This window comes from Saccharopolyspora shandongensis, assembly GCF_900106995.1.
Classification (GTDB): Bacteria; Actinomycetota; Actinomycetes; order Mycobacteriales; family Pseudonocardiaceae; genus Saccharopolyspora; species Saccharopolyspora shandongensis.
The window spans coordinates 48,742-69,685 of the sequence record NZ_FNOK01000052.1 but is presented as its reverse complement, the minus strand read 5'-3'; the positions used below and the strand labels follow the sequence as shown (position 1 = coordinate 69,685).

The 20,944-nt window shown below is 70.7% G+C and carries 22 protein-coding genes; 12 read left to right on the top strand and 10 right to left on the bottom strand.

Annotated features, from left to right (window positions below; genetic code table 11):
* Nucleotides 1-190 precede the first annotated feature (190 nt).
* Both BLW84_RS36410 and BLW84_RS36405 read right to left on the bottom strand, forming a co-directional pair.
* The gene (locus BLW84_RS36410) at nucleotides 191-835 is read right to left on the bottom strand and encodes a CoA transferase subunit B (protein WP_093275173.1); all 645 of its coding nucleotides are present in this window, start codon (nucleotides 833-835) and stop codon (nucleotides 191-193) included.
* A gap of 9 nt (nucleotides 836-844) precedes the next feature.
* The gene (locus BLW84_RS36405; RefSeq protein ID WP_093275170.1) at nucleotides 845-1,558 is read right to left on the bottom strand and encodes a CoA transferase subunit A; all 714 of its coding nucleotides are present in this window, start codon (nucleotides 1,556-1,558) and stop codon (nucleotides 845-847) included.
* A gap of 156 nt (nucleotides 1,559-1,714) precedes the next feature.
* Between BLW84_RS36405 and BLW84_RS36400 the strand changes: the two genes are divergently transcribed.
* Nucleotides 1,715-2,500 (top strand): IclR family transcriptional regulator, encoded by a 786-nt coding sequence (locus BLW84_RS36400; protein ID WP_093275168.1) that lies wholly within the window; start codon nucleotides 1,715-1,717, stop codon nucleotides 2,498-2,500.
* A 137-nt stretch (nucleotides 2,501-2,637) separates the two neighbouring features.
* Here the strand turns inward: BLW84_RS36400 and BLW84_RS36395 are convergent, their stop codons facing one another.
* Together BLW84_RS36395 and BLW84_RS36390 are read right to left on the bottom strand one after the other, a co-directional pair.
* Entirely contained in the window at nucleotides 2,638-3,936 is a 1,299-nt protein-coding gene (locus tag BLW84_RS36395; protein ID WP_245761635.1) for an MFS transporter, read from the bottom strand.
* On the bottom strand, nucleotides 3,933-4,802 hold the full coding sequence (locus tag BLW84_RS36390) for an alpha/beta fold hydrolase (protein ID WP_093275165.1): 870 nt from the start codon (nucleotides 4,800-4,802) through the stop codon (nucleotides 3,933-3,935). The genes BLW84_RS36395 and BLW84_RS36390 overlap by 4 nt, the downstream gene beginning before the upstream one ends.
* A 119-nt stretch (nucleotides 4,803-4,921) precedes the next feature.
* On the opposite strand from BLW84_RS36390, the gene BLW84_RS36385 reads away from it, so the two are divergent.
* Together BLW84_RS36385 and BLW84_RS36380 are read left to right on the top strand one after the other, a co-directional pair.
* On the top strand, nucleotides 4,922-5,854 hold the full coding sequence (locus BLW84_RS36385) for a LysR family transcriptional regulator (RefSeq protein WP_093275163.1): 933 nt from the start codon (nucleotides 4,922-4,924) through the stop codon (nucleotides 5,852-5,854).
* A gap of 50 nt (nucleotides 5,855-5,904) precedes the next feature.
* Nucleotides 5,905-6,786: an alpha/beta fold hydrolase gene (locus BLW84_RS36380; protein WP_093275161.1), complete on the top strand. Its 882-nt coding sequence runs from the start codon at nucleotides 5,905-5,907 to the stop codon at nucleotides 6,784-6,786.
* 87 nt (nucleotides 6,787-6,873) lie between these two features.
* Here BLW84_RS36380 and BLW84_RS36375 read toward each other — a convergent pair whose 3' ends face one another.
* Nucleotides 6,874-7,941 carry a hypothetical protein gene (locus BLW84_RS36375; protein WP_245761634.1) on the bottom strand — a complete coding sequence of 356 codons (1,068 nt, stop codon included), beginning with the start codon at nucleotides 7,939-7,941 and terminating at the stop codon, nucleotides 6,874-6,876.
* A 238-nt stretch (nucleotides 7,942-8,179) separates the two neighbouring features.
* Here BLW84_RS36375 and BLW84_RS36370 point away from each other — a divergent pair, with 238 nt between their 5' ends.
* The 3 genes from BLW84_RS36370 to BLW84_RS48615 all read left to right on the top strand — a co-directional run bounded on the left by BLW84_RS36370 (nucleotide 8,180) and on the right by BLW84_RS48615 (nucleotide 10,800).
* Nucleotides 8,180-9,079: an alpha/beta hydrolase fold domain-containing protein gene (locus BLW84_RS36370; protein ID WP_177226882.1), complete on the top strand. Its 900-nt coding sequence runs from the start codon at nucleotides 8,180-8,182 to the stop codon at nucleotides 9,077-9,079.
* Between the two features lie 150 nt (nucleotides 9,080-9,229).
* Nucleotides 9,230-10,408, top strand: coding sequence for an MFS transporter (locus BLW84_RS36365; protein ID WP_218157612.1), 1,179 nt, complete (start codon nucleotides 9,230-9,232; stop codon nucleotides 10,406-10,408).
* Entirely contained in the window at nucleotides 10,405-10,800 is a 396-nt protein-coding gene (locus BLW84_RS48615; protein WP_218157611.1) for a hypothetical protein, read from the top strand. The genes BLW84_RS36365 and BLW84_RS48615 overlap by 4 nt, the downstream gene beginning before the upstream one ends.
* Before the next feature lie 13 nt (nucleotides 10,801-10,813).
* Here the strand turns inward: BLW84_RS48615 and uvrA are convergent, their stop codons facing one another.
* A complete protein-coding gene (gene uvrA, locus BLW84_RS36360) occupies nucleotides 10,814-13,252 on the bottom strand; it encodes an excinuclease ABC subunit UvrA (RefSeq protein ID WP_245761633.1) in 2,439 nt (812 codons plus the stop codon).
* Nucleotides 13,253-13,431: 179 nt separating this feature from the next.
* Here uvrA and BLW84_RS36355 point away from each other — a divergent pair, with 179 nt between their 5' ends.
* Complete coding sequence (locus BLW84_RS36355; RefSeq protein WP_218157610.1) at nucleotides 13,432-14,070, top strand: maleylpyruvate isomerase family mycothiol-dependent enzyme; 639 nt, start codon at nucleotides 13,432-13,434, stop codon at nucleotides 14,068-14,070.
* A 4-nt stretch (nucleotides 14,071-14,074) separates the two neighbouring features.
* On the opposite strand, the gene BLW84_RS36350 is transcribed toward BLW84_RS36355, so the two are convergent.
* A complete protein-coding gene (locus BLW84_RS36350; RefSeq protein ID WP_093275156.1) occupies nucleotides 14,075-14,578 on the bottom strand; it encodes a hypothetical protein in 504 nt (167 codons plus the stop codon).
* Between the two features lie 110 nt (nucleotides 14,579-14,688).
* On the bottom strand, nucleotides 14,689-15,432 hold the full coding sequence (locus BLW84_RS36345) for an eCIS core domain-containing protein (RefSeq protein ID WP_245761632.1): 744 nt from the start codon (nucleotides 15,430-15,432) through the stop codon (nucleotides 14,689-14,691).
* Between the two features lie 288 nt (nucleotides 15,433-15,720).
* Here BLW84_RS36345 and BLW84_RS46745 point away from each other — a divergent pair, with 288 nt between their 5' ends.
* From BLW84_RS46745 to BLW84_RS47980, 3 genes are all read left to right on the top strand, one after another.
* Nucleotides 15,721-16,059 (top strand): hypothetical protein, encoded by a 339-nt coding sequence (locus BLW84_RS46745; protein ID WP_143061222.1) that lies wholly within the window; start codon nucleotides 15,721-15,723, stop codon nucleotides 16,057-16,059.
* A gap of 150 nt (nucleotides 16,060-16,209) precedes the next feature.
* Nucleotides 16,210-17,592: an NAD-binding protein gene (locus tag BLW84_RS36340; RefSeq protein WP_245761631.1), complete on the top strand. Its 1,383-nt coding sequence runs from the start codon at nucleotides 16,210-16,212 to the stop codon at nucleotides 17,590-17,592.
* Between the two features lie 19 nt (nucleotides 17,593-17,611).
* Nucleotides 17,612-17,770, top strand: coding sequence for a hypothetical protein (locus BLW84_RS47980; protein ID WP_177226881.1), 159 nt, complete (start codon nucleotides 17,612-17,614; stop codon nucleotides 17,768-17,770).
* A 38-nt stretch (nucleotides 17,771-17,808) separates the two neighbouring features.
* Here the strand turns inward: BLW84_RS47980 and BLW84_RS36335 are convergent, their stop codons facing one another.
* On the bottom strand, nucleotides 17,809-18,228 hold the full coding sequence (locus BLW84_RS36335) for a hypothetical protein (protein WP_093275150.1): 420 nt from the start codon (nucleotides 18,226-18,228) through the stop codon (nucleotides 17,809-17,811).
* Between the two features lie 676 nt (nucleotides 18,229-18,904).
* A complete protein-coding gene (locus tag BLW84_RS36330; RefSeq protein ID WP_093275149.1) occupies nucleotides 18,905-19,543 on the bottom strand; it encodes a TetR/AcrR family transcriptional regulator in 639 nt (212 codons plus the stop codon).
* A 144-nt stretch (nucleotides 19,544-19,687) separates the two neighbouring features.
* Here BLW84_RS36330 and BLW84_RS36325 point away from each other — a divergent pair, with 144 nt between their 5' ends.
* Both BLW84_RS36325 and BLW84_RS36320 read left to right on the top strand, forming a co-directional pair.
* Nucleotides 19,688-20,377, top strand: a complete 690-nt coding sequence (locus BLW84_RS36325; protein ID WP_093275146.1) for an SRPBCC family protein — start codon at nucleotides 19,688-19,690, stop codon at nucleotides 20,375-20,377.
* A gap of 60 nt (nucleotides 20,378-20,437) precedes the next feature.
* Nucleotides 20,438-20,863, top strand: a complete 426-nt coding sequence (locus BLW84_RS36320; RefSeq protein ID WP_342743206.1) for a hypothetical protein — start codon at nucleotides 20,438-20,440, stop codon at nucleotides 20,861-20,863.
* Nucleotides 20,864-20,944: the final 81 nt, after the last annotated feature.

Below are 20,944 nucleotides of genomic sequence, written 5' to 3'. Positions count from 1 at the left end.
AATCGCGAACCCACCCAACTCCGCACCCGAAAACCCCTTCAGCGAGCCCAGCAACCGCCCCATCGGAGTACGAGCCCCCGCCACGATCACAGAACCACTTCGCGCACTTCCCACTGCTCTACTCCCAAATCCTGTCCGCTGCGGCCAAAGAATTGCTGCGCCTGCCCGGGAATGACGAGCAGGCCGATCGTCACACCGTCGCGACCGGCTGCCGGATCGCGGCCCCGGTCTTCTCCCGGACCTCGTCCTCGGTCACGCCCGGGGCCACCGCGACCAGGCTGAGGCCCTCCGCGGTCACGTCGATCACCGCCAGGTCCGTGATGATCCGGTCGACCACGGCCGCACCGGTCAGCGGCAGCGTGCACTGCTCGACGATCTTCGGGCTGCCGTCCTTGGCCACGTGGTCGGTGAGCACGACGATCCGGCGGGCGCCGACGACCAGGTCCATGGCGCCGCCCATGCCCTTCACCAGGGCACCGGGGATGGTCCAGTTCGCCAGGTCACCGCCCTCGCTCACCTGGAGCGCGCCGAGGATGGCGATGTCGATGTGCCCGCCGCGCATCATCCCGAAGGAGACCGCGGAGTCGAAGTAGCTCGCCCCGGGGTTGATCGTGACGGTCTGCTTCCCGGCGTTGATGAGGTCGGCGTCCTCCTCGCCCTCGAACGGGAACGGCCCCAGGCCCAGGATGCCGTTCTCGCTCTGCAGGGTCACCTCCACGCCGTCCGGGATGTGGTTGGCGACCAGCGTCGGGATGCCGATCCCGAGGTTGACGTAGTCGCCGTCGCGGAGCTCTGCGGCGGCCAGCGCCGCCATCTCGTCGCGGGTCCAGGTCATGGGTTGCTCCTAGTCGGCCGGGGTGGTGGCGTGGGGGCGCACCGTGCGCTTCTCGATGTCCTTGATGCGGGGCCGGGCGAGGACCAGCCGGTCGACGTAGATGCCCGGTGTCACGATCCGCTCCGGGTCGAGGTACTCCTCGCTCAGGTGCTCGACCTCGACCGCCGTGACCTTCGCGCAGGTCGCGACGACCGGGTTGAAGTTCCGCGCGCTCGCCCGGTAGACGAGGTTGCCCGCGGGGTCCGCGGTGTGCGCGTGCACGAGCGCCACGTCGGCGATGATCCCCCGCTCCTGGACGTAGGTCTGCCCGTCGAACTCCGCCAGCGGCTTGCCGTCGGCCACCGGGGTCCCGACGCCAGCGCGGGTGTAGAACGCGGCGATGCCGGCACCGCCGGCCCGCATCCGCTCGGACAGCGTCCCCTGCGGCGAGAACTCCACCTCCAGCTCCTTGTCCAGGTACTGCTGGGCGAACAGCTTGTTCTCGCCGACGTAGGACGCGATCACCTTGGCGACCTGGCGGTTCTCGAGCAGCAGCCCGAGCCCCTTGCCGTCGACGCCCATGTTGTTGGAGACCAACGTCAATCCGGTGACCCCGCTGTCGCGGACGACCTCGATGAGGTCGCTCGGGATGCCGCACAGGCCGAAGCCCCCGACGGCGATCGTCATCCCGTCTTCGAGCACGTCGGACAGTGCCTCCGCCGCACTCGGGCGCAGCTTTGACAACTCATCACCTCTTCATCGGTCCGCTGGACGAACAGCAGCAGTAAAGAAGCAACCTGCTGTTCACCGCAAGAAACAAGGCCGAACGACGGCCGATCTGTTCATCGGATGACCATCGTCCGGTCCAGGCGTTCACTCAGTGGACGCTAGAATGCGAGCATGAGCGCCAGCGCGAACGCCCATCTGATCGGCCGGGTCGGCTCTGTGCTCCGGGCGCTGTCGGCCGTCAACGAGGCGGGGGCGGCCACCAGCGACCTCGCCCGGGCCACCGACCTCCCCCGGCCGACCGTGCACCGCCTGCTCAGCTCCCTGGCGGACGAGGGCTTCGTCGACCGGGACCGGCGCACCGGCCGGTGGTTCCTCGGCCCCGAGCTGTACCTGCTGGGGCAGACGGCGGGCACCCGCTACGACGTCACGCATCACGCCCGCGCGAGCGTGCACCGGCTGGCGGCGAAGACCGGCGAGAGCGCGTTCTTCTCGGCCTTGCGGGGCGATGAGACGGTGTGCCTGCTCCGCGAGGACGGCGACTTCCCGATCCGGTCCTTCGTGCTCTACGAGGGTGCCCGGTTCCCGCTCGGCGTCGTCTCCGCGGGCCTGGTCATCCTCTCCTTCTTCGACGACGCGGAGATCGACGCCTACCTGGAGCGGACCGACCTGACCGACCGGTGGGGCGAGACGCACTCCCCCGAGGCGGTGCGTGCCCGCATCGCCCGCACCCGGCGCGACGGCTACGCCGTCAACCCCGGCCTGGTGGTCGAGGGGAGCTGGGGCATGGCGGCGGCGGTGTTCGACCGCGCCGGACGACCGGCGTGGGCCCTGACGCTGACCGGCATCGAGACCCGCTTCCGCCCGGAGCGGCAACCCGACCTCGGAGCGCTCCTCCTCCACGAAGCCCACGCCCTCACCCGCACCCTGGACACCACCGACCACACCGCGAGCCTCTGACCAGCGCCAGCCGGTTTCCGGCGCGCCGCCGAGCTACGCCGCGTTGGCGGTGGGTTGCCGATGACCGGCGGTCTCTCGGCGGGCGACCAGGCGGAGTGCGAAGGCGGCGGCCAGGGTGAACACCACCGCCTCGTACGTCATCGCATTCCACAGCGCATCGCCGCTGCTCGTGGCGGGCGCCGCGTAGGCCACGCCCGCGAGCGTGACGCCCAGCGTGCCGCCGAGCTGCTGCGCCGTCGGCAGCAGGCCCGAGACCGAGACGGCGGCTTCTGCTCGGAGCCTGGCGATGATCTGGGTGAACGCCGAGGCGGTGAACATCCCGAAGGCGACTCCGCCCAGCCCAGGACGAGCCACAGCACCCACCGGGTGGCCGGGTCGTGGATGGTCGCCGCGACCGCGATGGACACGATCCCCATCGCGACCGCCGAAGCGGCCAGGGTCCAGGCCCCGAAGCGCCTCCCGAGGACGTTCGCGACACCGCTGCCGCCGAGCGCCCCGACGGCGTACGGGGTGATGGTCAGCGCCGTCTGCATCGGACTCCAGCCCTGCGCGCCTTGCAGGTGCATCGACAGCAGCAGGGTGAAGGAGGGCACCCCGGCGTTGAAGACGAGCACGATGCCCAGTCCCCACCTGGTCGACGGGTCGGCCAGTGCGGCGGGGTGGACGAGCGGATCCGCCGCCCTTCGCTGGGAAACCGCGAATCCGGCCAGCACCGCCACCGCCGAGGCCAGGCTCGCCCACGTCCACATCGGCCAGCCCGCGTCTCGCCCCACCGTCAGGGGCAGCACCAGCAGTGCCGTCCCCATCAGGCTCAGGGCCGCTCCGACCGAATCGATGCGCCCGCCGGTCCGTCCTGTTAGGACGGACGGCAGCGACGGCGAGAGCAGGAGCGCGGCGAGCCCGACCGGAACGGTCAGGAGCATCGCGGCCCGCCAGCCCAGTCCCAAGGGATCGAGCTCGATCAGGACGCCGCCCAGCAACGGGCCCGCCAGCGACGCCGCCGCCATCGTCGCGCCGTAGGCGCTCAGCGCGGCGGGCCGGCGGCTCGCGGGCAGCACCGACTGGATGATCGACAGGATCTGCGGGGCCATGATCCCGCTGCCGACGCCCTGCACCAGACGGCCCGCGACCAGCAGCCAGACTTCGGGCGCCGCGGCCGACCCGATCGCCGCACCGGTGAACACCGCCATCCCGGTGACGAACATCCGCCGGTACCCGTACCGGTCACCCAGCCGCGCCGAGAGGATCAACGAGCAGGCGTAGGTGAGGGTGTAGCCGGCCAGGACGAGCTGGCTCTCGCCCGGGCCGGCACCGAGATCCCGCTGCACGTCGAGCACGGCCACCTGCATGACGGTCACGCTGACGAGCTGGACGAAGACCCCGGACAGGACCACCGGCAGGACGAATCGTCCTGCCGGGGAACGCCGGTCCGTCATCGGGTGGTCGGCTGCAAGGCGACGGTGGCGAGCAGCGTCGCCAGCTCTCCGGGCCGCGTCACGAACGGCGAGTGCCCGCCCGGCAGCGAGCGCACCGCCATCGGCCGGTCCGGCACCACCTGGTCGGCTTCCGCGATCATCAGGTCCTGGGTGGCCGGCGGCAGCGCGAGGTCGTCGGTCAGCCGGATGAAGGTGCGCGGGATACGCCCCCAGCGCTCGGGCGAGACCGGTACCGGCGTGGTGAAGGTGGTCAGCGGCAGGTCCGGGTGCAGGAACTGCCGCCAGGAATCCGGCGCCGTTGCGGGCAGATCGTTCAGGAAGGCCCGGCGGATGACGGCGACGTCGGCCGGATCGGCGGACAGCGGATTGATCCGGAAGGCTCCCAACTCCACCGGATCGCCGACCGGCGGGAGCTGGACGGCGGTCGCGTTCTCCGCGGCGTCGAGGTAGTCGGCGACCCGGGGGCGACCGGCGGGGACGAACGACGACAGGTACACGACGTGGTCGACGAGTTCGGGAACCTGCTCCGCGGCAGCCGAGGCGGGGCCGCCGCCCGCGCTGTGGGCGACCAGGACGACGTTGCGGTACCGCGTGCGGACGTCGACGAGGGCGTCGAGCACGACATCGGTGCTGTCCTGCATCGTGACGTCGCTCAGCGCCGACTTCTCGCTGGTGAGCCCGGGCTGACCGGGCGCGAGGAAGCCGGTCGGGACGGGCGCGTCGAGCCCGCTGCCGGGGAGGTCGACAGCGACGCTGGCGAGACCGTGGCGCGCGAGGGCTCGCTGCGTCGCGGCCCAGTGCAGCGCGGCGTGCCAGGCGCCGTGCACGAGGACGACGACGGTCTCGGAAGAGGACGGGCGGGTCATGGTGAGGCCCTTCTGGAGCGGTGATCTTCGACCCGTTCAGGTCACACCACACCCTCCGGTCTCATCCACCGCGATATCTCACAAGTCCCTCCGTGATACACGGGAAGTATCGTGGGCGCATGGAAGCCCGCCACCTCCGCTACGCGCTCGCGCTCGCTGAGCACCAGCACTTCGGTCGCGCAGCGGCGTCGTTGGGCATCGCCCAGCCTCCCCTGTCGACCCAGATCGCCGCCCTGGAACGGGAGGTCGGCGAGCGGCTGTTCGACCGCACCTCTCGTGGCGTCCTCCCGACCGCGGCCGGCGAAGCGTTCCTCGCCCGGGCTCGCACCGCGCTCGCCGAGATGAGGCTCGCCGGCATCGATGCGGGCCGCGCGGCGCGCGGGGAGACCGGGCGGCTGCGGATCGGGTTCACCGGATCCGCGCTGCTCGACCCCCTGCCGGGGGTGCTCGGCAGGTTCCGCCGCACCCATCCTGCCGTTCGGCTGGCGCTCCAGGAACTGGACAGCCCGACCGCGGCGGCGGCGCTCCTCGCGGGCGAGCTGGACGTTGCGGTGGGCCGGGGCAGCCCGCGCGGCGCCGGGGCGGAGGACCTGGTCACCGTGCCGATCGGGACCGATCACCTGGTGGCCGTCGTGTCCGTGGCGCATCCGTACGCCGGGCTCCCGTCCGTCGACCTGGAGCAGCTGACCCAGGAGCACCTCATCGCCAGCCCGGACGCGGTGAGCTCCTACCTGCGGCCGGCGTTCGGGCCGGATCCGGCCGCCCTCGACGGCGCCACGATGGCGCGGGACGTCCACACGATCGCCGGCCTCGCCGCCTGCTGCGCCGGGGTCGGGCTCGGCCCCGACCGCATGCGGCTGATCGCCCGCAACGACATCTGGTTCTGCGATGTCACGCCGCGATTCCGGCTGCCGGACCTGCAGATGTCCTTCCGGGTGACCGACCGGTCGCCGGTGCTCGCGTCGTTCCTGTCGGTCGTGCGCCAGAACTGCGCGGACGTCGGTTCGCGGCTCGACGACCTGCTCGCCCGGCACCCATCGGCCGCGGGTTGATGTCCACTGTTGGAACTGTTCGGAAAATGCTTGTGCAACAAGGGAGAAACATGCTTCGGGACAACGTCGAGTCGGTGCGCCTGGACGACGTCGAGCTGGCCTACCGGGTCGTCGGCGACGGGCCGGAGCTCGTCGTGCTGCTCCACGGCTGGCCCCAGACCGGCGCCTGCTGGCGCCACGTCGTGGAACCGCTCAGCCGCGGCCGCACCGTCGTCGCCCCGGACCTGCGCGGGTACGGCGCCTCGGGGCTGGCCGATTCGGGTTACGACAAGCGTTCCACCGCGGCCGACTTGGGCGGGCTGATCCGCCACCTCGGGCACGAATCGGCGGTGGTGATCGGCCACGACCGGGGCGCCCGCGTCGCGCACCGGTGGGCGCTCGACCGGCCCGCGGAGGTGGATTCGCTGGTGCTGCTGGACATCCTGCCGACCAGGGTCGTCATGCGCTCGTTCGACATCGACTCGGCGAGCGCGATGTGGCACTGGTTCTTCCACCGGCAGCCCGAGCTGGCGGAGAAGCTGATCACGGGGAACGTCGAGGCGTACCTCGGCCACTTCTTCGCCCGCGTCCTCGATTCCGGTGCCGTCGACCGGGAAACGTTCGAGCACTACGTCGCCGCGTTCAGCGATCCGGGGCACCTGCGGGCGTCCTTCGAGGACTACCGGACAGGCTTCACGACGGACCTCGAACTCGACGAGGCGGATCATGACCGCGGGCTGCGGCTGCAAGCACCGCTGCTCGTCCTGTGGGGCGCCGAAGGCGGCCTCGCCCGCCGCGACGTCGTGCGCGTCTGGCAGGAGCACCACGCCGATCCGGCCGCCGTGAGCGGGCATGCCGTTCCCGGCGGCCACTACGTCCCGGAAGAAGCGCCCGGTGAGCTCGTGAACGCCGTCGAGTCGTTCCTCAGCGATGCTCGGGCGCCGCGCGGCTAACGATCCCTGCGGCTTCTCGATCCCCGGTAACGTCCACAGAGGACCAGTACCCGGCAGGATCGTGAAACCGCAGGACAAGGCCATGCGTCAGCGATTCTGGACGGCGGCGAACGGCTGCGGGGTCATCGGATCTCCGGCGCTTCCGGTGCCGACCAGGCGGCCGTCCGGGAGTTCGGCACCGTTGCCGAGAGAACCTTCCTGCGGCCCGTCGACCTGCTGCCACGAGGTGCCGTCGTAGCGCAGCAGTGCACCGGCACCGAGGCTCCACAGCGCGCCGTCGGCGTGCACGAGCTTCCCGGTGCCGCCGGGCGGCACGGGGGCCTGCTCGCGGCTCCACTGGTTGCCGTCCCAGTGCATCAGGATCGGCTGGCCGTCGCCGGGAGTGTCGTAGGGCTTCTGGGTCGCCGAGATCCAGACGTCATCCGGTGCGAAGGCCGCGACGTCGTGCACGGTGAGGTAGTCCGAGTCGGTCGTGTCCACCGGCGGAACCTGCACGTGGCTCCACTGCGCGCCGTCCCAGTGCATCGAAACGATCTGCTGCGGCCGCGCCACGGTCGTGCCGGCCATCCAGAGGTCGTCCGGCGCGGCGCCGCCGACGCTGGAGAAGTTCTGCTCGTCGGTGGCGGGCGGCAGCGGAACCCCCTGCCATCCGCCGTCGACCCAACGCGCCGCGAAGCTCCGCGAGAGCGGGGATTCGCCGTCGCGGTAGGCGTTGCCCACGGCCCAGACATCGGGCCCGACGGCCGCGACGTCGTGGGGCGAGATCCGGGGAGCGTCCGGCACCTCCAGCGGCACCTCGGTCCACGCCTGCCCGTCCCAGTGGATCGTGGCGCCCCGGCTGACCTTGGTGAACTGGCTGACCGCCCAGGCGTCGTCCGGGCCGGTGACCGCGGAGGCCACGATCTGGCCGACGTTCGGCACCGGCACCTCCACCCAGCGACCGGTCTCCTCGCGGCGGAACGCCTGCGCGGTGATGGACGTCGGCGAGCCGGGCGGGCTGTAGCTGCCGAACGCCCAGGTCGCGCCGCCACCACTGGACATGGTGGACACGTAGGACGCCGTCTCGGGCCTGGCCGGGAACTCCTCACTCGTCCAGGTTCCCTGCGCCAACGCCGTGCCCGCCGTGCCCACGACCACGACCAGCGCCGTGGCCACGGTCGTTCCGGTTCTCCTCGACATCGCTGCCTCTCAGCCGGTGAACTCCTACATCCGGGAGACGCGCGGTGGGTGCCTCGGGTTGCCAACCTCGGGGCACCGATCCGCACGGCTTCTGGGGATCAACCGTTCCGCTCAGCTGGTCCATTGCTGTTCCCCGCACCTCGGGCGCTCCCGGCGTTGCGGGCGGTTGGATAGGGTCCGGAAACGCCGCTGCTCGTGGAGGTCTGGAGCCGGAATGTCCTTGCTGTCGAAGCCGTTCGTCGTCGACATCGCGACCCGGGTGCTCAACCGGCTCATGACGCCCCGGCTGAAGCCGGAACTGCGCTTCGACGAGATTCCGGGACGCAAGCGCACCATCGAAGTGCCGACGCGCCACGGCGAAGTCACGTGCACCGCGTACTTCCCCCTCTCAGCGGGGAAACCGGCCGTCCACGTCAACGTCCACGGCGGCGGGTTCGTCATCGCGCACCCCGAACAGGACGATCCGTGGTGCCGCTACCTGGCGGCCGAGGCCGGCGTCGTCGTGCTCAACGTGGACTACTCCGTCGCGCCCCGGCACCCGTTCCCCATTCCGGTGGAGCAGATCTTCGACGTGGTCACCTGGGCGTCGCGGCAGGACCGCGACTGGGACGGGCGGCGGCTGAGCGTCGGCGGCCAGAGCGCGGGAGGTTCCCTCGCCGCGGCCGCGGCCCGCCTCGCCCTCGAAGGCGGCGGGCCCGCGATCGCGCTCCAGGTGCTGCACTACGCGCCGCTGGACCTGGTCACCCACGCCGCGCACAAGCGGAGCCCCACGGGCAAGTCGGTGATCCGCCCCTGGATGTCGGACGTGTTCGACCCGGCGTACGCGCCCGACCCCGAGGTCCGGCGAAACCGCCTCATCTCCCCCGCCTGGGGCACCAACGCGGCGGGCATCGCCGGGATCGCCCCCGCCGTGGTCATCACCTGCGAGTACGACCGGCTCCGCGACGAGGGAATCAGGTACGCCGAGGCGCTCGACGCCGTGGGCGCGCTGGTGGAGCACCACGACGTGGCCGGCACGGACCACGGCTACAACATCATGAGCTTCGGCACGCGCGCGCTCACCGAGCGCATGTACGGCCTCATCGCCGGTTACGTGCGCCGCGCCACCGGCTGACCCGCGCGGTCGCATCGACGAGCACGCAGCTCATGGCATCGGCCCAATCAATGCGTTTACGCGCATATTTGCATGAATCAGTGAAGTAAGGCTAACCTCGGCCACGCAAGATCGACACCGTCCGCGATCGTCTTACCACTGGAGGGAATCGTGGCTCCGACGACGGAAACCGATGCCGGCCCGTCGGCCGCCCGGTCACGCGCCTTGCTCGCACTGGTCGTGATCGCCACGGCCCTGGTGGTCATCGACATGACCATCGTGACCATCGGGCTGGCCGACATCCAGGCCGATCTCGGCGGCACCCTGGCCGACATCCAGTGGGTCGTCGTGGCCTACATGATCACGATGGGCGCGGTCACCCAGGTGACCGGGACGCTGTCGGACCGGCTGGGCCGCCGCGGCGTCTACCTCACCGGCATCGCACTGTTCACCCTCGCGTCGCTGGCCTGCGGATCGACGCCGAACGCGCTGGTGCTCGACTTCGCCCGGGCGGTGCAGGGAATCGGTGGCGCGATCCTGATGTCCAACGCCCTCCCGCTGCTCTCGCACGCCTACGACGGCCAGCGGCGCAACATGGCCATCGCGACCTGGACCACGATGTCCACCGCGGCCGGCCTGATCGCGCCGCTACTCGGCGGCACCCTCATCGACGTCCTGGACTGGCGCGCGATCTTTCTGATCAACCTGCCGTTCGGGATCGCCGCCTTCGCCATCGGGCTGCGCACCCTGCCCCGCGACGCCGGTAGCGGCGGCAAGATCGGCTCGCTGGACTGGGGCGGCACCGCACTGCTGATCGCAGGGCTGGCGGTGCTCAACTTCGCGCTGCTGCGCGGCGAACAGCAGGGCTGGACCGCCTCGTCGACGCTGATCCAGCTCGCCGTGGCCGTGGCGCTGCTCGCGGCGTTCGTGGTCGTGCAGCGCAGGGTCCGCAACCCGACGCTGGACCTGCAGCTGTTCACCAAGCTCGCGTTCACCGGCGCGGCCTTCACCATCTTCATGTCCCGGGTGCTGACCATCGGCGGCACGGTGTACTTCGTGCAGTACTTCCAGAACTCGCTGCACCTGTCCCCCACCGCCAGCGGCGTCCTGCTCGCGCCGGTGTTCATCGCGCAGATGGCGGCCGGCATGCTCGGCGGCAAGATGCAGGCCTGGCTGCCGTCCGGCCACGTGATCGCCATCGGCTACGCCTGCAAGGCCGTCGGCGCCGCCTGGATGGCGCTGACCTTCGGCCCCACCACGCAGGCCTGGTCGCTGGTGTTCCCGCTGCTGCTGTGGGGCACCGGCGGCGGCATCGCGGGCGCCCCGATCTTCGCCGTCGCGATGACGTGACCGACGAGCAGCGGTCCGGGATGGTCGCGGGCACGATGACCAGCCTGGCTTCGATCGGCGCCGGGATCGGCACCGCCGGCCTCGGCGTGCTCTACAAGGCCGAGCTCGCCGGTGTCGTCGCGACCGCGGACCTGCCCGCAGGCCAGCACGACGCCATCTCCGCGGCAGCGGCCGAAGGCGACGCGCAGCGCGCGCTGGAACTCGCACCGCCGGAAGCCCGCGAAGGCCTTCAGCGGGTCTTCGAGGAGGCCTTCGCCGCGAGCGCATCGGCCGTGCTGTTCGCTTCGGCGGCCCTCGCCGTCTTCACCATGTGCGTCGCGCTCGTGCTGATCAGCAAGCGGAATCTGCCGAAGCCGCAACAGGAAGCGGAACCGAAGGCCCAGGAAGGCTGACGCAGCAACGGATTCAGCCCGCGGTTTCGAGCACCTCTCGCAGGTAAGGCGCGGTGCGGCTGGCACCGGCGCGGGCCACTTCCGCCGGAGCGCCGACGGCCACCACCGAACCGCCTTCGTCGCCGCCCCCGGGCCCGAGGTCGATCACGTGGTCAGCGCCCGCGGCGACGGTCATGTCGTGCTCGATCACCACGACCGTGTTGCCCGCGTCGACCAGCGTGTGCAGCAGGCGCATCAGCACCTCGACGTCGGCCGGGTGCAGGCCCGTGGTGGGCTCGTCGAGGACGAACAGCGTGTGACCGCGGCGCGTTCGCTGCAGCTCGGTGGCCAGCTTGATCCGCTGCGCCTCGCCGCCGGAGAGCTCGGTGGCGGGCTGGCCGAGCGTCAGGTACGACAGCCCGACGTCGTGGAGGGTCTCCAGGCTGCGCGCGACCGCCGGAACGTCGGCGAAGAAGTCGCGGGCGTCGTCGACGGTCAGCGCGAGCACGTCGGCGATCGACTTGTCCCGGTAGCGGATCTCGAGGGTCTCCGGGTTGTAGCGGGCGCCGTGGCAGGCGGGGCACGGCGAGTAGCTGCTGGGCAGGAACAGCAGCTCGACGGCCACCGCCCCTTCGCCCTGGCAGGTTTCGCAGCGCCCACCGTCCACGTTGAACGAGAACCGGCCTGCCGAGTACTTCCGCCGGCGGGCTTCGTCGGTGGCGGCGAACAGCTTCCGCACCCCGTCGAACAGGCCGGTGTAGGTCGCGAGGTTCGACCGCGGCGTGCGGCCGATCGGGCGCTGGTCGACCTCGACCAGCCGGTTGATCGCGTCCAGGCCGGTGATGCTGCGAACGTGCCGGGACGTGTCGGCCACCGGCTCCTCGTCGTCGCCCGCGTGGCTGCGGGCTGCGCCGAGGTGGTCCCGGACGGCGGCGGCCAGGATGCCGGTGACCAGCGTCGTCTTGCCCGACCCGGACACGCCGGTGACGGCGGTGAAGACGCCGAGCGGGAAGTCGACGTCGGTCTCGACGAGGTTGTGCCTGCTCACCCCGCGCAGCTCGACCTTCCCGGCCGGAGTGCGGTGCTTGCCGACCGGGGCCGGCGGGTCGAAGAGGTGGGCGCGCGTGACCGAGTCCGCGGACGTCCTCAGGCCGTCCAGCGGGCCGCTGTAGAGCACGAGCCCGCCGTGCTCGCCGGCCCCGGGACCGACGTCGACGAGCCAGTCGGAGTGGCGGATGATCTCGGGTTCGTGCTCGACGACGAGCAGCGAGTTGCCCGCCGCCCGGATCCGGTCGAGCACGCGGAGCAGCGCCTGGGTGTCGTCGGGGTGCAACCCGGCCGATGGCTCGTCGAGCACGTAGACGACGCCGAAGAGCGTGGAGCGCAGCGTCGCCGCCAGCCGCAGCCGCTGCAGCTCACCGGCCGAGAGCGTCGGCGTGGCGCGGTCCATGGCGAGGTAGCCCAGGCCGAGTTCGACGAGCGCCTCGATGCGGGCCAGCAGATCTTCGACCACGACCCGCGCGACGCTGTCGTCCTGCTCGGCGCGAAGCTTCTCCGCCAGCACGGTGAGCGGGAGCGCCGCGAGGTCGGCGATGGTGGCGCCGGCGAACGTCACCGCGAGTGCTTCGGGCCGCAGTCCCGAGCCGTCGCAGGCCGGGCACGGCAGCACCTCCACGTACTGCAGGGCCCGGTTGCGCAGCGTCGTGCTCTGGGTCGTCGCCAGCGTGTGCAGGACGTATCGGCGGGCGCTCTGATAAGTGCCCTGGTAGGGGCGCTGGATGCGTTCCGCCGTGCGCTCGGGGTGCACCGTGACGACCGGCTGCTCGTCGGTGAACAGGATCCACTCCCGCTCGGCCTGGGGCAGCTCGCGCCACGGCCGGTCGACGTCGTAGCCGAGCACGGCCAGGATGTCGCGGTAGTTCTTGCCCTGCCAGGCGCCCGGCCACGCGGCGATCGCCTTCTCCCGGATGGACAGCCCCGGATCCGGCACCAGCGAGGCCTCGCTGACCTCGTGGATCCGGCCGAGGCCGTGGCACCGCGGGCACGCGCCGGCCGGCGTGTTCGGCGAGAAGGCATCGGAGTCCAGCCGCTCGGCGCCGTCGGGATAGGTGCCGGCGCGGGAGAACAGCAGCCGCAGGGAGTTCGACAGCACGGTCACGGTGCCCACCGTGGAGCGGGCCTGGGCCACGCCGCGGGCCTGCTGGAACGCGACGGCAGGCGGCAATCCCGTGATCTCGCGGGCATCGGGCGTCCCGGCCTGGTCGATGAGCCGCCGCGCGTACGGTGCGACCGACTCCAGGTACCGCGCCTGCGCCTCGGCGTAGACGGTGCCGAACGCCAGCGAGGACTTGCCCGACCCCGAGACGCCGGTGACGGCGACCAGCGCGTCGCGCGGGAAGTCGACGTCGACCCCGCGCAGGTTGTGCACCCGCACCCCGCGCAGGCGCACCATCGAGCTGTCGTGGTCTGGCACTGCGGCGTCCTCACAGGTAGATGAATCGCGGGCCACCACACGCTACCGACCAGGAGCAGGAGGTTCGCCACGCCCTCCACCGCGTGAGATGTCGCGGTGCCCCCGCTCACCGAGCGACGATTCCGCGCCGAACCGGGAGTCACACCTGGCGGACAAGTCGGTCGAGCGAAGGAGAAGCCGTGCAGGACGACGTCTGGGCGATGGTGCACGCGGAGCGTGCGGCGCTGATCGATGACCTCGCGCACCTCGACGAGCGGCAGTGGTCGGCGCCGTCGCTCTGCGAGGGGTGGACGGTGCACGACGTGGTGGCCCACCTGGTCGACTCGGCGCGGACGACGCGCCTCGGGTTCGTGGCCGGCCTCGTCCGGGCGCGGTTCGACTTCGACCGCCAGAACGCGCGCGGCGTGGAGCGCGAGCGCGGCGCGACGCCGCAGGAGACGCTGGAGCGGCTTCGCCAGGTGGCGTCGCGGACGTCGACCCCGCCGGCGCCGCTGGACAGCCGGCTCGTGGAGGAGGTCGTCCACGGCGAGGACATCCGCCGTCCCTTGGGCCTCACCCGCCACTACCGGCCGGAGGCCGTGGTCCGGTCGCTGCGCCTGCAGGCCCGCACCCCGGCGTCCTTCGGCGGGGCCAAGGAGCTGACGTCCCGCATCCGCCTGACGGCGACGGACGCCGACGTGTCGATCGGAAACGGCCCGGAAGCAACCGGAACAGCGCTTTCCCTGCTCCTGGCGATCTCCGGTCGACGAGCGGTCCCGGCAGACCTCGCCGGACCGGGGGTTGCGGACCTGAAGACCGCCCGGGACGCGTCCGGCTGATCGGCTACGAGGTCCAGCGGCCCTTCACCGATCGGCGGACCCACCTGCCGCCGCTCATCGCCCACTTGCTCGGGTCATCTGGGGTTCTCGTCTTGCGCTGCTGCGCGAGCATCTGGAACCTGCCGATGACGGCCTGGATCTCCTTCCCGCCCCGGACCTCGTTCCTGATCATTCTCGCGATCTCGTCGTTCAGCTTCTTCATTTCCTCGTAGTGCGCAACGATCCCGTCGCCGCCGGTGTCGAACTCCTCGTCCGGGTCGTCGCCGCGGATCTCCGTCCTGGGACCGTAGAAGAGGTTGAAATCCGCCCAGTAGTAGTACGAGGCGCTGAAGTCGTGAGTGCCGTGCTCGAGCTCGGCCCCGGACCCTTTCCCGGACTTGCCCCGGTACCACTTCGACTCGACCTTCTCGATTTCCCCGACGAACCAGCTGCCGAGGTGGGCGATGGCGTCGGCGTCCGAACCGGGCTCCCCTACCCAGTGGGTGGATTGCACCTCTACGGCCTTCATGCCGCGGAGGACCTCAGGCACCCTCGCCGGTTCGCCGTGGAGCGCCTGCGGCGTGCCCTCGGTCCGGTGCGAGTTCCACCTGAAGGCGTCGGGCAGGAGATTGATCCTGATCAGTTCGTCGACGTGACGTTGCCCCAGTTCGGCATCGTCTTGCCGAACAGGACGGACGTTCCCTTCTGGCCGCGCTCCCCCTCGACGAGCCGCTCGAAGTCTTTGAGGCGGTTGAAGGGGATCAGGTGGTGGGCGGTGAGGCCGTACTCCCTGCCGCTAGGAGTCTGTCGGGGGTCCGGCGTCTGGTCGCGGGTGCGGTCCTCGGCGCGGATCCGTTGCAGGGCAGGCGATCGTTCGACGTTGGCGGCGGCGCGACCGCCGTGCGCGTCCGGCACGGCGCTCTCACCCGCCATCACCCGCCGGGCGTTGGCCTCGGCGGCTCGTTCGAACCGGTCGGACGGGTCGGAGATGCGCATGCCGTCGCCGCGGTCGGTCCCGGCGACAGGCCCTTGGCGTTGCTGGAGGACGTGGGTGAGCTCGTGGGCCAGGGTGTGCTTGTCGATGCCGCCGGTGCCCGAGACGATGTGGCGGCCGGAGGTGTAGGCGACCGCCCCGACCTCGGCGGCGGAGCGCCGGGCGGTGCTGTCGTCGTGCAGGCGGACGTCGCCGAAGTCCGCGCCCATGCGCGATTCCATCTCGTCTCGCAGCCCGGCGTCGAGCGGGCGTCCTGGTGAGCGCAGCACATCAGGCACCTCCGAGTGCCCGCAGTCCTCGCCGCAGGAATGCCGTTGCACGGCCACCATCCGGCTGACGGCGGCGTTGCCGACGGAGCGCTGCAAATCCAGCAAGGCTTGCGGAGACAACGGGCCAGTAGGCGAAATCCCAGGACGGGGTGCGCGTTCCACCCGAGTGGCGGGAGGCCGCGGCGAACCGGCCTTGTCAGGAAGCTGGTCTTGCGCGCGCATGCCGCCCTCCTCGCACCTCGATCCCACCAAGCCTGCCACCGCAGCCCCGCGGCAGGAATGACCGCGAGGGCACAAGCGGTCCCATGCCAGATGCCCGAACGGACCCGACGAGGTTCCCCGAGGCGGTGAGCCAGGCGGCGGTGCCTCGCTCGGTCAGGTGGTCCCCGCTGCCGAGTCCGGCCGCAGGTGCCCGATGGTGCGTTCGACGGTGGCGGCGGTTGCGAGGAGCCGGTCGTCGCGGTGATGCGGCGCGACGAGCTGGATCGCGCAGCCCGTGCTCGGCGACCGCCTTCGCCGCGACCGTCGACGGGCACGGGCTGCCCGGCGGGGCGTACCGCAGCAAGTTCTGGTGGCGATGTGGCGTTGTGCCTGGGCATCCACGGCCAACTCGTCTACCTCGACCGCGCGAACGACGTGGTGGGCGTGAAGCTCTCCAGCTGGCCTGCGCCGCTAGAACGGTGGAAGCACCTCGCGTCGCTGCGGATGTTCGAGGCGATCAGCGCCCACCTGTCCGACGGGACCTGACGGCGGGTCGTCGCGCCGCGGGGGCTTGTTCGACCGGACAGCCGGGTGCGGGCAACAGTAGCCGATCGAACAAGCTTCTCGTGGCCGGCGAAACTCTAATCTTCCGGAACATCTTCCCAAGCTCGCGCCGACGGAACGGTGAACGGATCGATGGTCAACCACGCAGGCCCGCCGCCCGAGCACGAGGTAGCGCCGCCGACCGGCCGCACCCTCCTCGTCATCGGCGACGACGAGGACCTGGGCCGATCGGTGGCCGACCACGCCCAACGCTGGGGGAACCACGTCGACCGCCTGCACCGACCGGACGACGACGAGCTGCGACGCCGACTACCGGACTCCGTCGACGGCGTGGCGGTGGTGTCCCGCAACGACATCGTGGCGTTGCGCTACGCCCTGCTCGTGGAGCATCTCGCACCCGGGGTACGACTGGTCATCACGATCTTCGATCGCACGGTCGCGGACGAACTCACCCGCACCGTCCCGAACTGCACCGTGCTCGGCATGACGGACGCGATCGTGCCGGCGCTGCTGGGCACCTGCGTCACCGCGAACCTCGCCAGCCTCCAACGCTCGGGCGACCAGCTCGTGGCCGTCGAGCACACCGCCGACGGGACCCGGGTCAGGCGGACGCCGCATCGGCCCGCGCCGTGGCGAAGCCGATTCCACCTGCTCCGCAGCCAGTTCCGGCCCGTGGAGACCTCATCACGAGCGATGCTCACCGGATTCGCCGGCCTGCTCCTCGTGCTCGCCCTCGACAGCACCCTGGCCTGGGCCGTCCTGCACGAGCACTGGGCCGACGCGATCTGGCACGCCACCCGCACCCTGACCACGGTCGGCTCCTCCCCCGCCATCGAACACGCCCCCGACTGGTACAAGCTGCTCTCCGCGCTATCCATGCTCGCCGTGCTCGCACTCGCCGCGATGTTCACCGCGGGCTTCGTGGACCGGCTCATGTCGCGACGGCTCACCGGCATCGTCGGCTCCCGCGCTGTTCCACGCCGCAACCACGTCGTAGTCGTGGGCCTCGGGCAGGTCGCACTACGGCTGTGCTGCGAACTGCAAGCGATGGGAATCCCCGTGGTCGCCGTCGAACGAGACCGCCACGCACCGTGCCTGCCGCTGGCCCGCGAGCTCGGCATCCCCGTGGTCCTGGGCCGAGGCGGCGACCGATTCTTGCTGCAACGCCTCGCCGTGCCGAAAGCCAGAGCACTGGCGGCGGTTTCGTCCGACGGCCTGGAGAACATCGCCGTCGCGGTCACGGCCCGAGCCGTCGCGCCTCAGCTGCGAATCGTGCTGCGCGCCGGAGGGGACGACGTCACGGCCGAATCCAAATCGCTGTTCCGCATCGGCGCGGTCTGCGACGTCACCCGCATCGCAGGCCCGTTCGTCGCGGCGAGGCTGCTCGGCCTGAAACCGCTGAGCGTCTTCACCCTGACCGACCACACCTGCGCATTGTTCGACGGCGACCATGTGGTAAACCTCGCACAATGGGCGTCCCGTCCCATCGAGAACGTCACCATCCCCGGAAACTGAAGCGAGGAAGGTCAGCACGATGACCCAGCAGTCCCATGTAGACACGACGACGAACCCGGCCGCGGCGAACGGTGCAGCCGACACCGAGCCGGAGCCGACGCAGTGGCCGCGCCAGGAGAACCCCGAAGCGACGTTCTACGACCACGAAGACAGCCACCTGATCCTGGGCTACAACTGACGCCTGCCGCGGCCGAATGTCCTCAAGGGATGATCGAGTCACGAGAGAGATGTTCGCCCAGGCGTACCCTTGGCGGTTCGCGGGGCCACGATGATGTTCGCGCCGAGCTCCGCGCAGCCGTTGGTCGGGCTTCTCGATCGCCGCGGCGAGGAATTCCGGTCCACCACCAGGTAGCTCCGCCGCCCCGAGAACCGGGGCGAAGTACTCGGTGCTGAAAGCCGGTTCGGCGAGGTCGAGGCGACACCCGACGGCATCCGGACATCGGCCGAGAACCTGTTGAACAGCAGGCGGTCGAACGCGTCGGCAGGCCACACCTCCCGACCTCCGGATTCCTCGCCGATCCGCAGTGCCGCCAGCGTCTCGGCGAGCGCACCCAGGTAGCCCGCGACCGCCCACGGCCCGCTCAGCCACTCCTCGCCGTCCCGAAGCGGCTCGCACGCTTCGAAACAGTCGGTCACCCGTCCGGCTTTACGGCTACCGGGAGAAATCGCGGGACGATTCAGCCTGAACGTCGCCCGCTCGACCGCGCGACGGGCTGCGCGCAGGACGACCATGTCCAGCGCGTGTTTGAGGTCGCGGCGGGCGCGATCGGCATCGGGCTTCGCCTTGGTGTCCTCAAAGGAGGCGCTTCTGCCGTCTCCGTGAGCACCTCGGCCATCCAAGAGCTGGGATTTTCCGATTTTTGGCCCAAATTGAGATCCCCGAGGATTCCGGTTTTAGGCAAAATTGGGACGAGAATTCCCGCCGCGAACCGGTCGCAGTGCCCGCTCCGGCGATGCAGCCCTCCGGGCCGTCGCGCACCCAGGACCGATTTCGACCACGGGCACCGGCTCGGAGAAGCCGAAATCCTGCGCAGTTCAGCGGGGTTGGACGGCCTGGATCGCAGCGCGGACCACCTGGGCGACCCGATCGGCGGCGTGGTCGTGGCTGGTCCCCGCCGTCGCCATCGATGCGGTCATCGCCTGGCTCCGGATGACCGCACCGCCTCGCCGCGTTCGCCGCACAACCGCGATGGCGGGCGCTGCCTGCGATCTTCACATCGGCCGGAGCGCCACATCGGCGAGGTGGTCTCGGAGGGGCAGTGGCGCGACTGGGCGGCACGCGTACGGACCGTTCCAGCGACGCGGCCGTATTTCAGGGCTCCAGCAGTTCGTCCAGTTCTTGCGCGAAGAGCAGGGCGGGGTCGAATCCCATTCCGTTGAAGTGCCCGGCGAGTTCGAGCGAGACGACGCCGTGCACGCGAGTCCAGAAGGACAGCGACTTGCGGAGCGCCGCGGTCGGCGCCGAGCCATCCGCGGCCCAATGGCGGTGTTCTTCGAGATGGGCGTCGAACGGCGTCGCCGGCACGTCCGCCGACATCGCCGTCTTGTGGGCCTCGATCAGCACGGCCATCATCTCGGAGGTGATCTTCGCGGTGTCCTCCGGCGCGTGGTAGCCGGGAACGGGCGTGCCGTAGAGGAGGAAGTACCGCTGCGGGTCCGCGAGGGCCCAGTCCCGCACGACGTGGGCCAGCGCGGCCACGTCGGCGCCCGAGTCGGCCGCCGCCAGGACGGCGTCGGCGAGGCTTCGGTAGGCGTCGCGGATGAGTTCGGTGAGCAACTCGTCGCGGCCGGCGAAGTACCGGTACAGCGCGGGGCCGCTCATCCCCATGCGCTTGGCGATCGCGTTGAGGGACAACGCAGAGACGCCCGTCGTGGCCACCTGCTCCCACGCGTGCTGCTTGATCTCGGCATGCACCTGGGCTCGGTAGCGCTCCCGCGCGCTCGCACCCATCGCAGTCAGCCTCCTTTGGCCGTGGCGCCAACAACTCCAGTTAGACGTTATCACTTTCTCTATTGACACTCACGACACTGCAGTTATAGCTTCTAACTTCAGCGAATACAACTAACTGCCTCGCGTCCCACGAGGAGGAGAACCATGTCCGGCATCGACCCGAGCACCTCGCCGAACCAGCAGGCCCGGCCCCGCCGCAGACGCGGTGCACGCGCCGCACTGCTCGCGATTCCGCTGGCCGCCGGCATCCTCGGCGCCATCGTCATCCCCACCCTGGCGGGGACGGGCGGTCACACCGCCGGCCCGGATTCGCTGACCTGCCAGGGCGAAGGTGTCGATCCCACCGCCAAGGTCCGGTACCGGACCGAGACCTTCATCAGGGCGCCGTTGAGCACCGTCTGGAAGCTGCAGACCGACGTGGCGAGCTGGCCGTCCTGGCAGCAGCCCGTCAGCAGCGCGGAGCGCCTGGACGCGGACTCGTTCCGGAAGCACTCGCAGTTCCGGTGGACCACGCCGGTCCCGCCCACCCCGGCCAACCCCGCCACGACGCTGGTCATCACCTCCACCGTCCAGCAGCTCCAGCGCGACAAGTGCATCCGCTGGACCGGGTCCGCGATCGGCGAAGGACTGCAGATCGACGGCGTCCACGTCTGGAACTTCACCGAGGTCGACGGCGGCGTCCTGGTGCGCACCGAGGAAACCCACACCGGCCCGCAGGTCGACGCGAACGTGCCCCTCGCGACCGATCACCTCGGCCAAGGCCTGGAGGCATGGCTGACGGCGCTCAAGACCACCGCCGAGTCCGGCCAGTACCGCCCGACGGACAACACCTGACGCGACCCGGCGGCGCCCCGGGAACGCCGGCGAACTCGCGCCGGGGAAACACTCGCTCTGTTGCGCCACAACGGAGTTCACGCGCTACGCAGCAACACAAGGAGGAGACGAATAGTCACCGCGACAACGCACGGCAACCGCTTCCCGGCCGCAAGGCTCGTCACCATCTCGGCGTGGGCCACACCGGTCCTGATCATCGGCCAGTTCGCCATGGTGGCGGCGCTCCCGGTCGCGCTCGTGCTGATCGGCACCCTGAGCGATACCCGTCTCCGAGCACTCCGCTGGTGGGCCGCCGCGCTCGCGGCGGTCTACGCCATACCCCTAGCCCTCTGGCCGATCGGACCGGACCCAGCACCAAGCCTGTCCAAGGACATGAATCCGGTACTTGCCGCCCTCATCGTCGCGACAGCCATCGCGGTCGCCATCGCCAACCACCGCAGGAGCAGGAACTCATCCCGTTCCGGACCCCGCGCGGGGACCGCCTGATGAGAGAGAGCAAATCCCCCGACGCCACATCATCAGGTCGCCCTTCATCGCCCGTTCCACGCGCATGTGGCCCCCAATGGA

Coding starts and splice junctions, on each gene's coding strand:
- BLW84_RS36390 (WP_093275165.1), bottom strand. CDS start 4,802: ATGACCCGCCCGTCCTCTTCCGAGACCGTCGTCGTCCTCGTGCACGGC.
- BLW84_RS36325 (WP_093275146.1), top strand. CDS start 19,688: ATGTCCGGCATCGACCCGAGCACCTCGCCGAACCAGCAGGCCCGGCCC.
- BLW84_RS36395 (WP_245761635.1), bottom strand. CDS start 3,936: ATGACGGACCGGCGTTCCCCGGCAGGACGATTCGTCCTGCCGGTGGTC.
- BLW84_RS36400 (WP_093275168.1), top strand. CDS start 1,715: ATGAGCGCCAGCGCGAACGCCCATCTGATCGGCCGGGTCGGCTCTGTG.
- BLW84_RS47980 (WP_177226881.1), top strand. CDS start 17,612: ATGACCCAGCAGTCCCATGTAGACACGACGACGAACCCGGCCGCGGCG.
- BLW84_RS36385 (WP_093275163.1), top strand. CDS start 4,922: ATGGAAGCCCGCCACCTCCGCTACGCGCTCGCGCTCGCTGAGCACCAG.
- BLW84_RS36340 (WP_245761631.1), top strand. CDS start 16,210: ATGGTCAACCACGCAGGCCCGCCGCCCGAGCACGAGGTAGCGCCGCCG.
- BLW84_RS36380 (WP_093275161.1), top strand. CDS start 5,905: ATGCTTCGGGACAACGTCGAGTCGGTGCGCCTGGACGACGTCGAGCTG.
- BLW84_RS36330 (WP_093275149.1), bottom strand. CDS start 19,543: ATGGGTGCGAGCGCGCGGGAGCGCTACCGAGCCCAGGTGCATGCCGAG.
- BLW84_RS36350 (WP_093275156.1), bottom strand. CDS start 14,578: ATGAAGGCCGTAGAGGTGCAATCCACCCACTGGGTAGGGGAGCCCGGT.
- BLW84_RS36410 (WP_093275173.1), bottom strand. CDS start 835: ATGACCTGGACCCGCGACGAGATGGCGGCGCTGGCCGCCGCAGAGCTC.
- BLW84_RS36370 (WP_177226882.1), top strand. CDS start 8,180: ATGTCCTTGCTGTCGAAGCCGTTCGTCGTCGACATCGCGACCCGGGTG.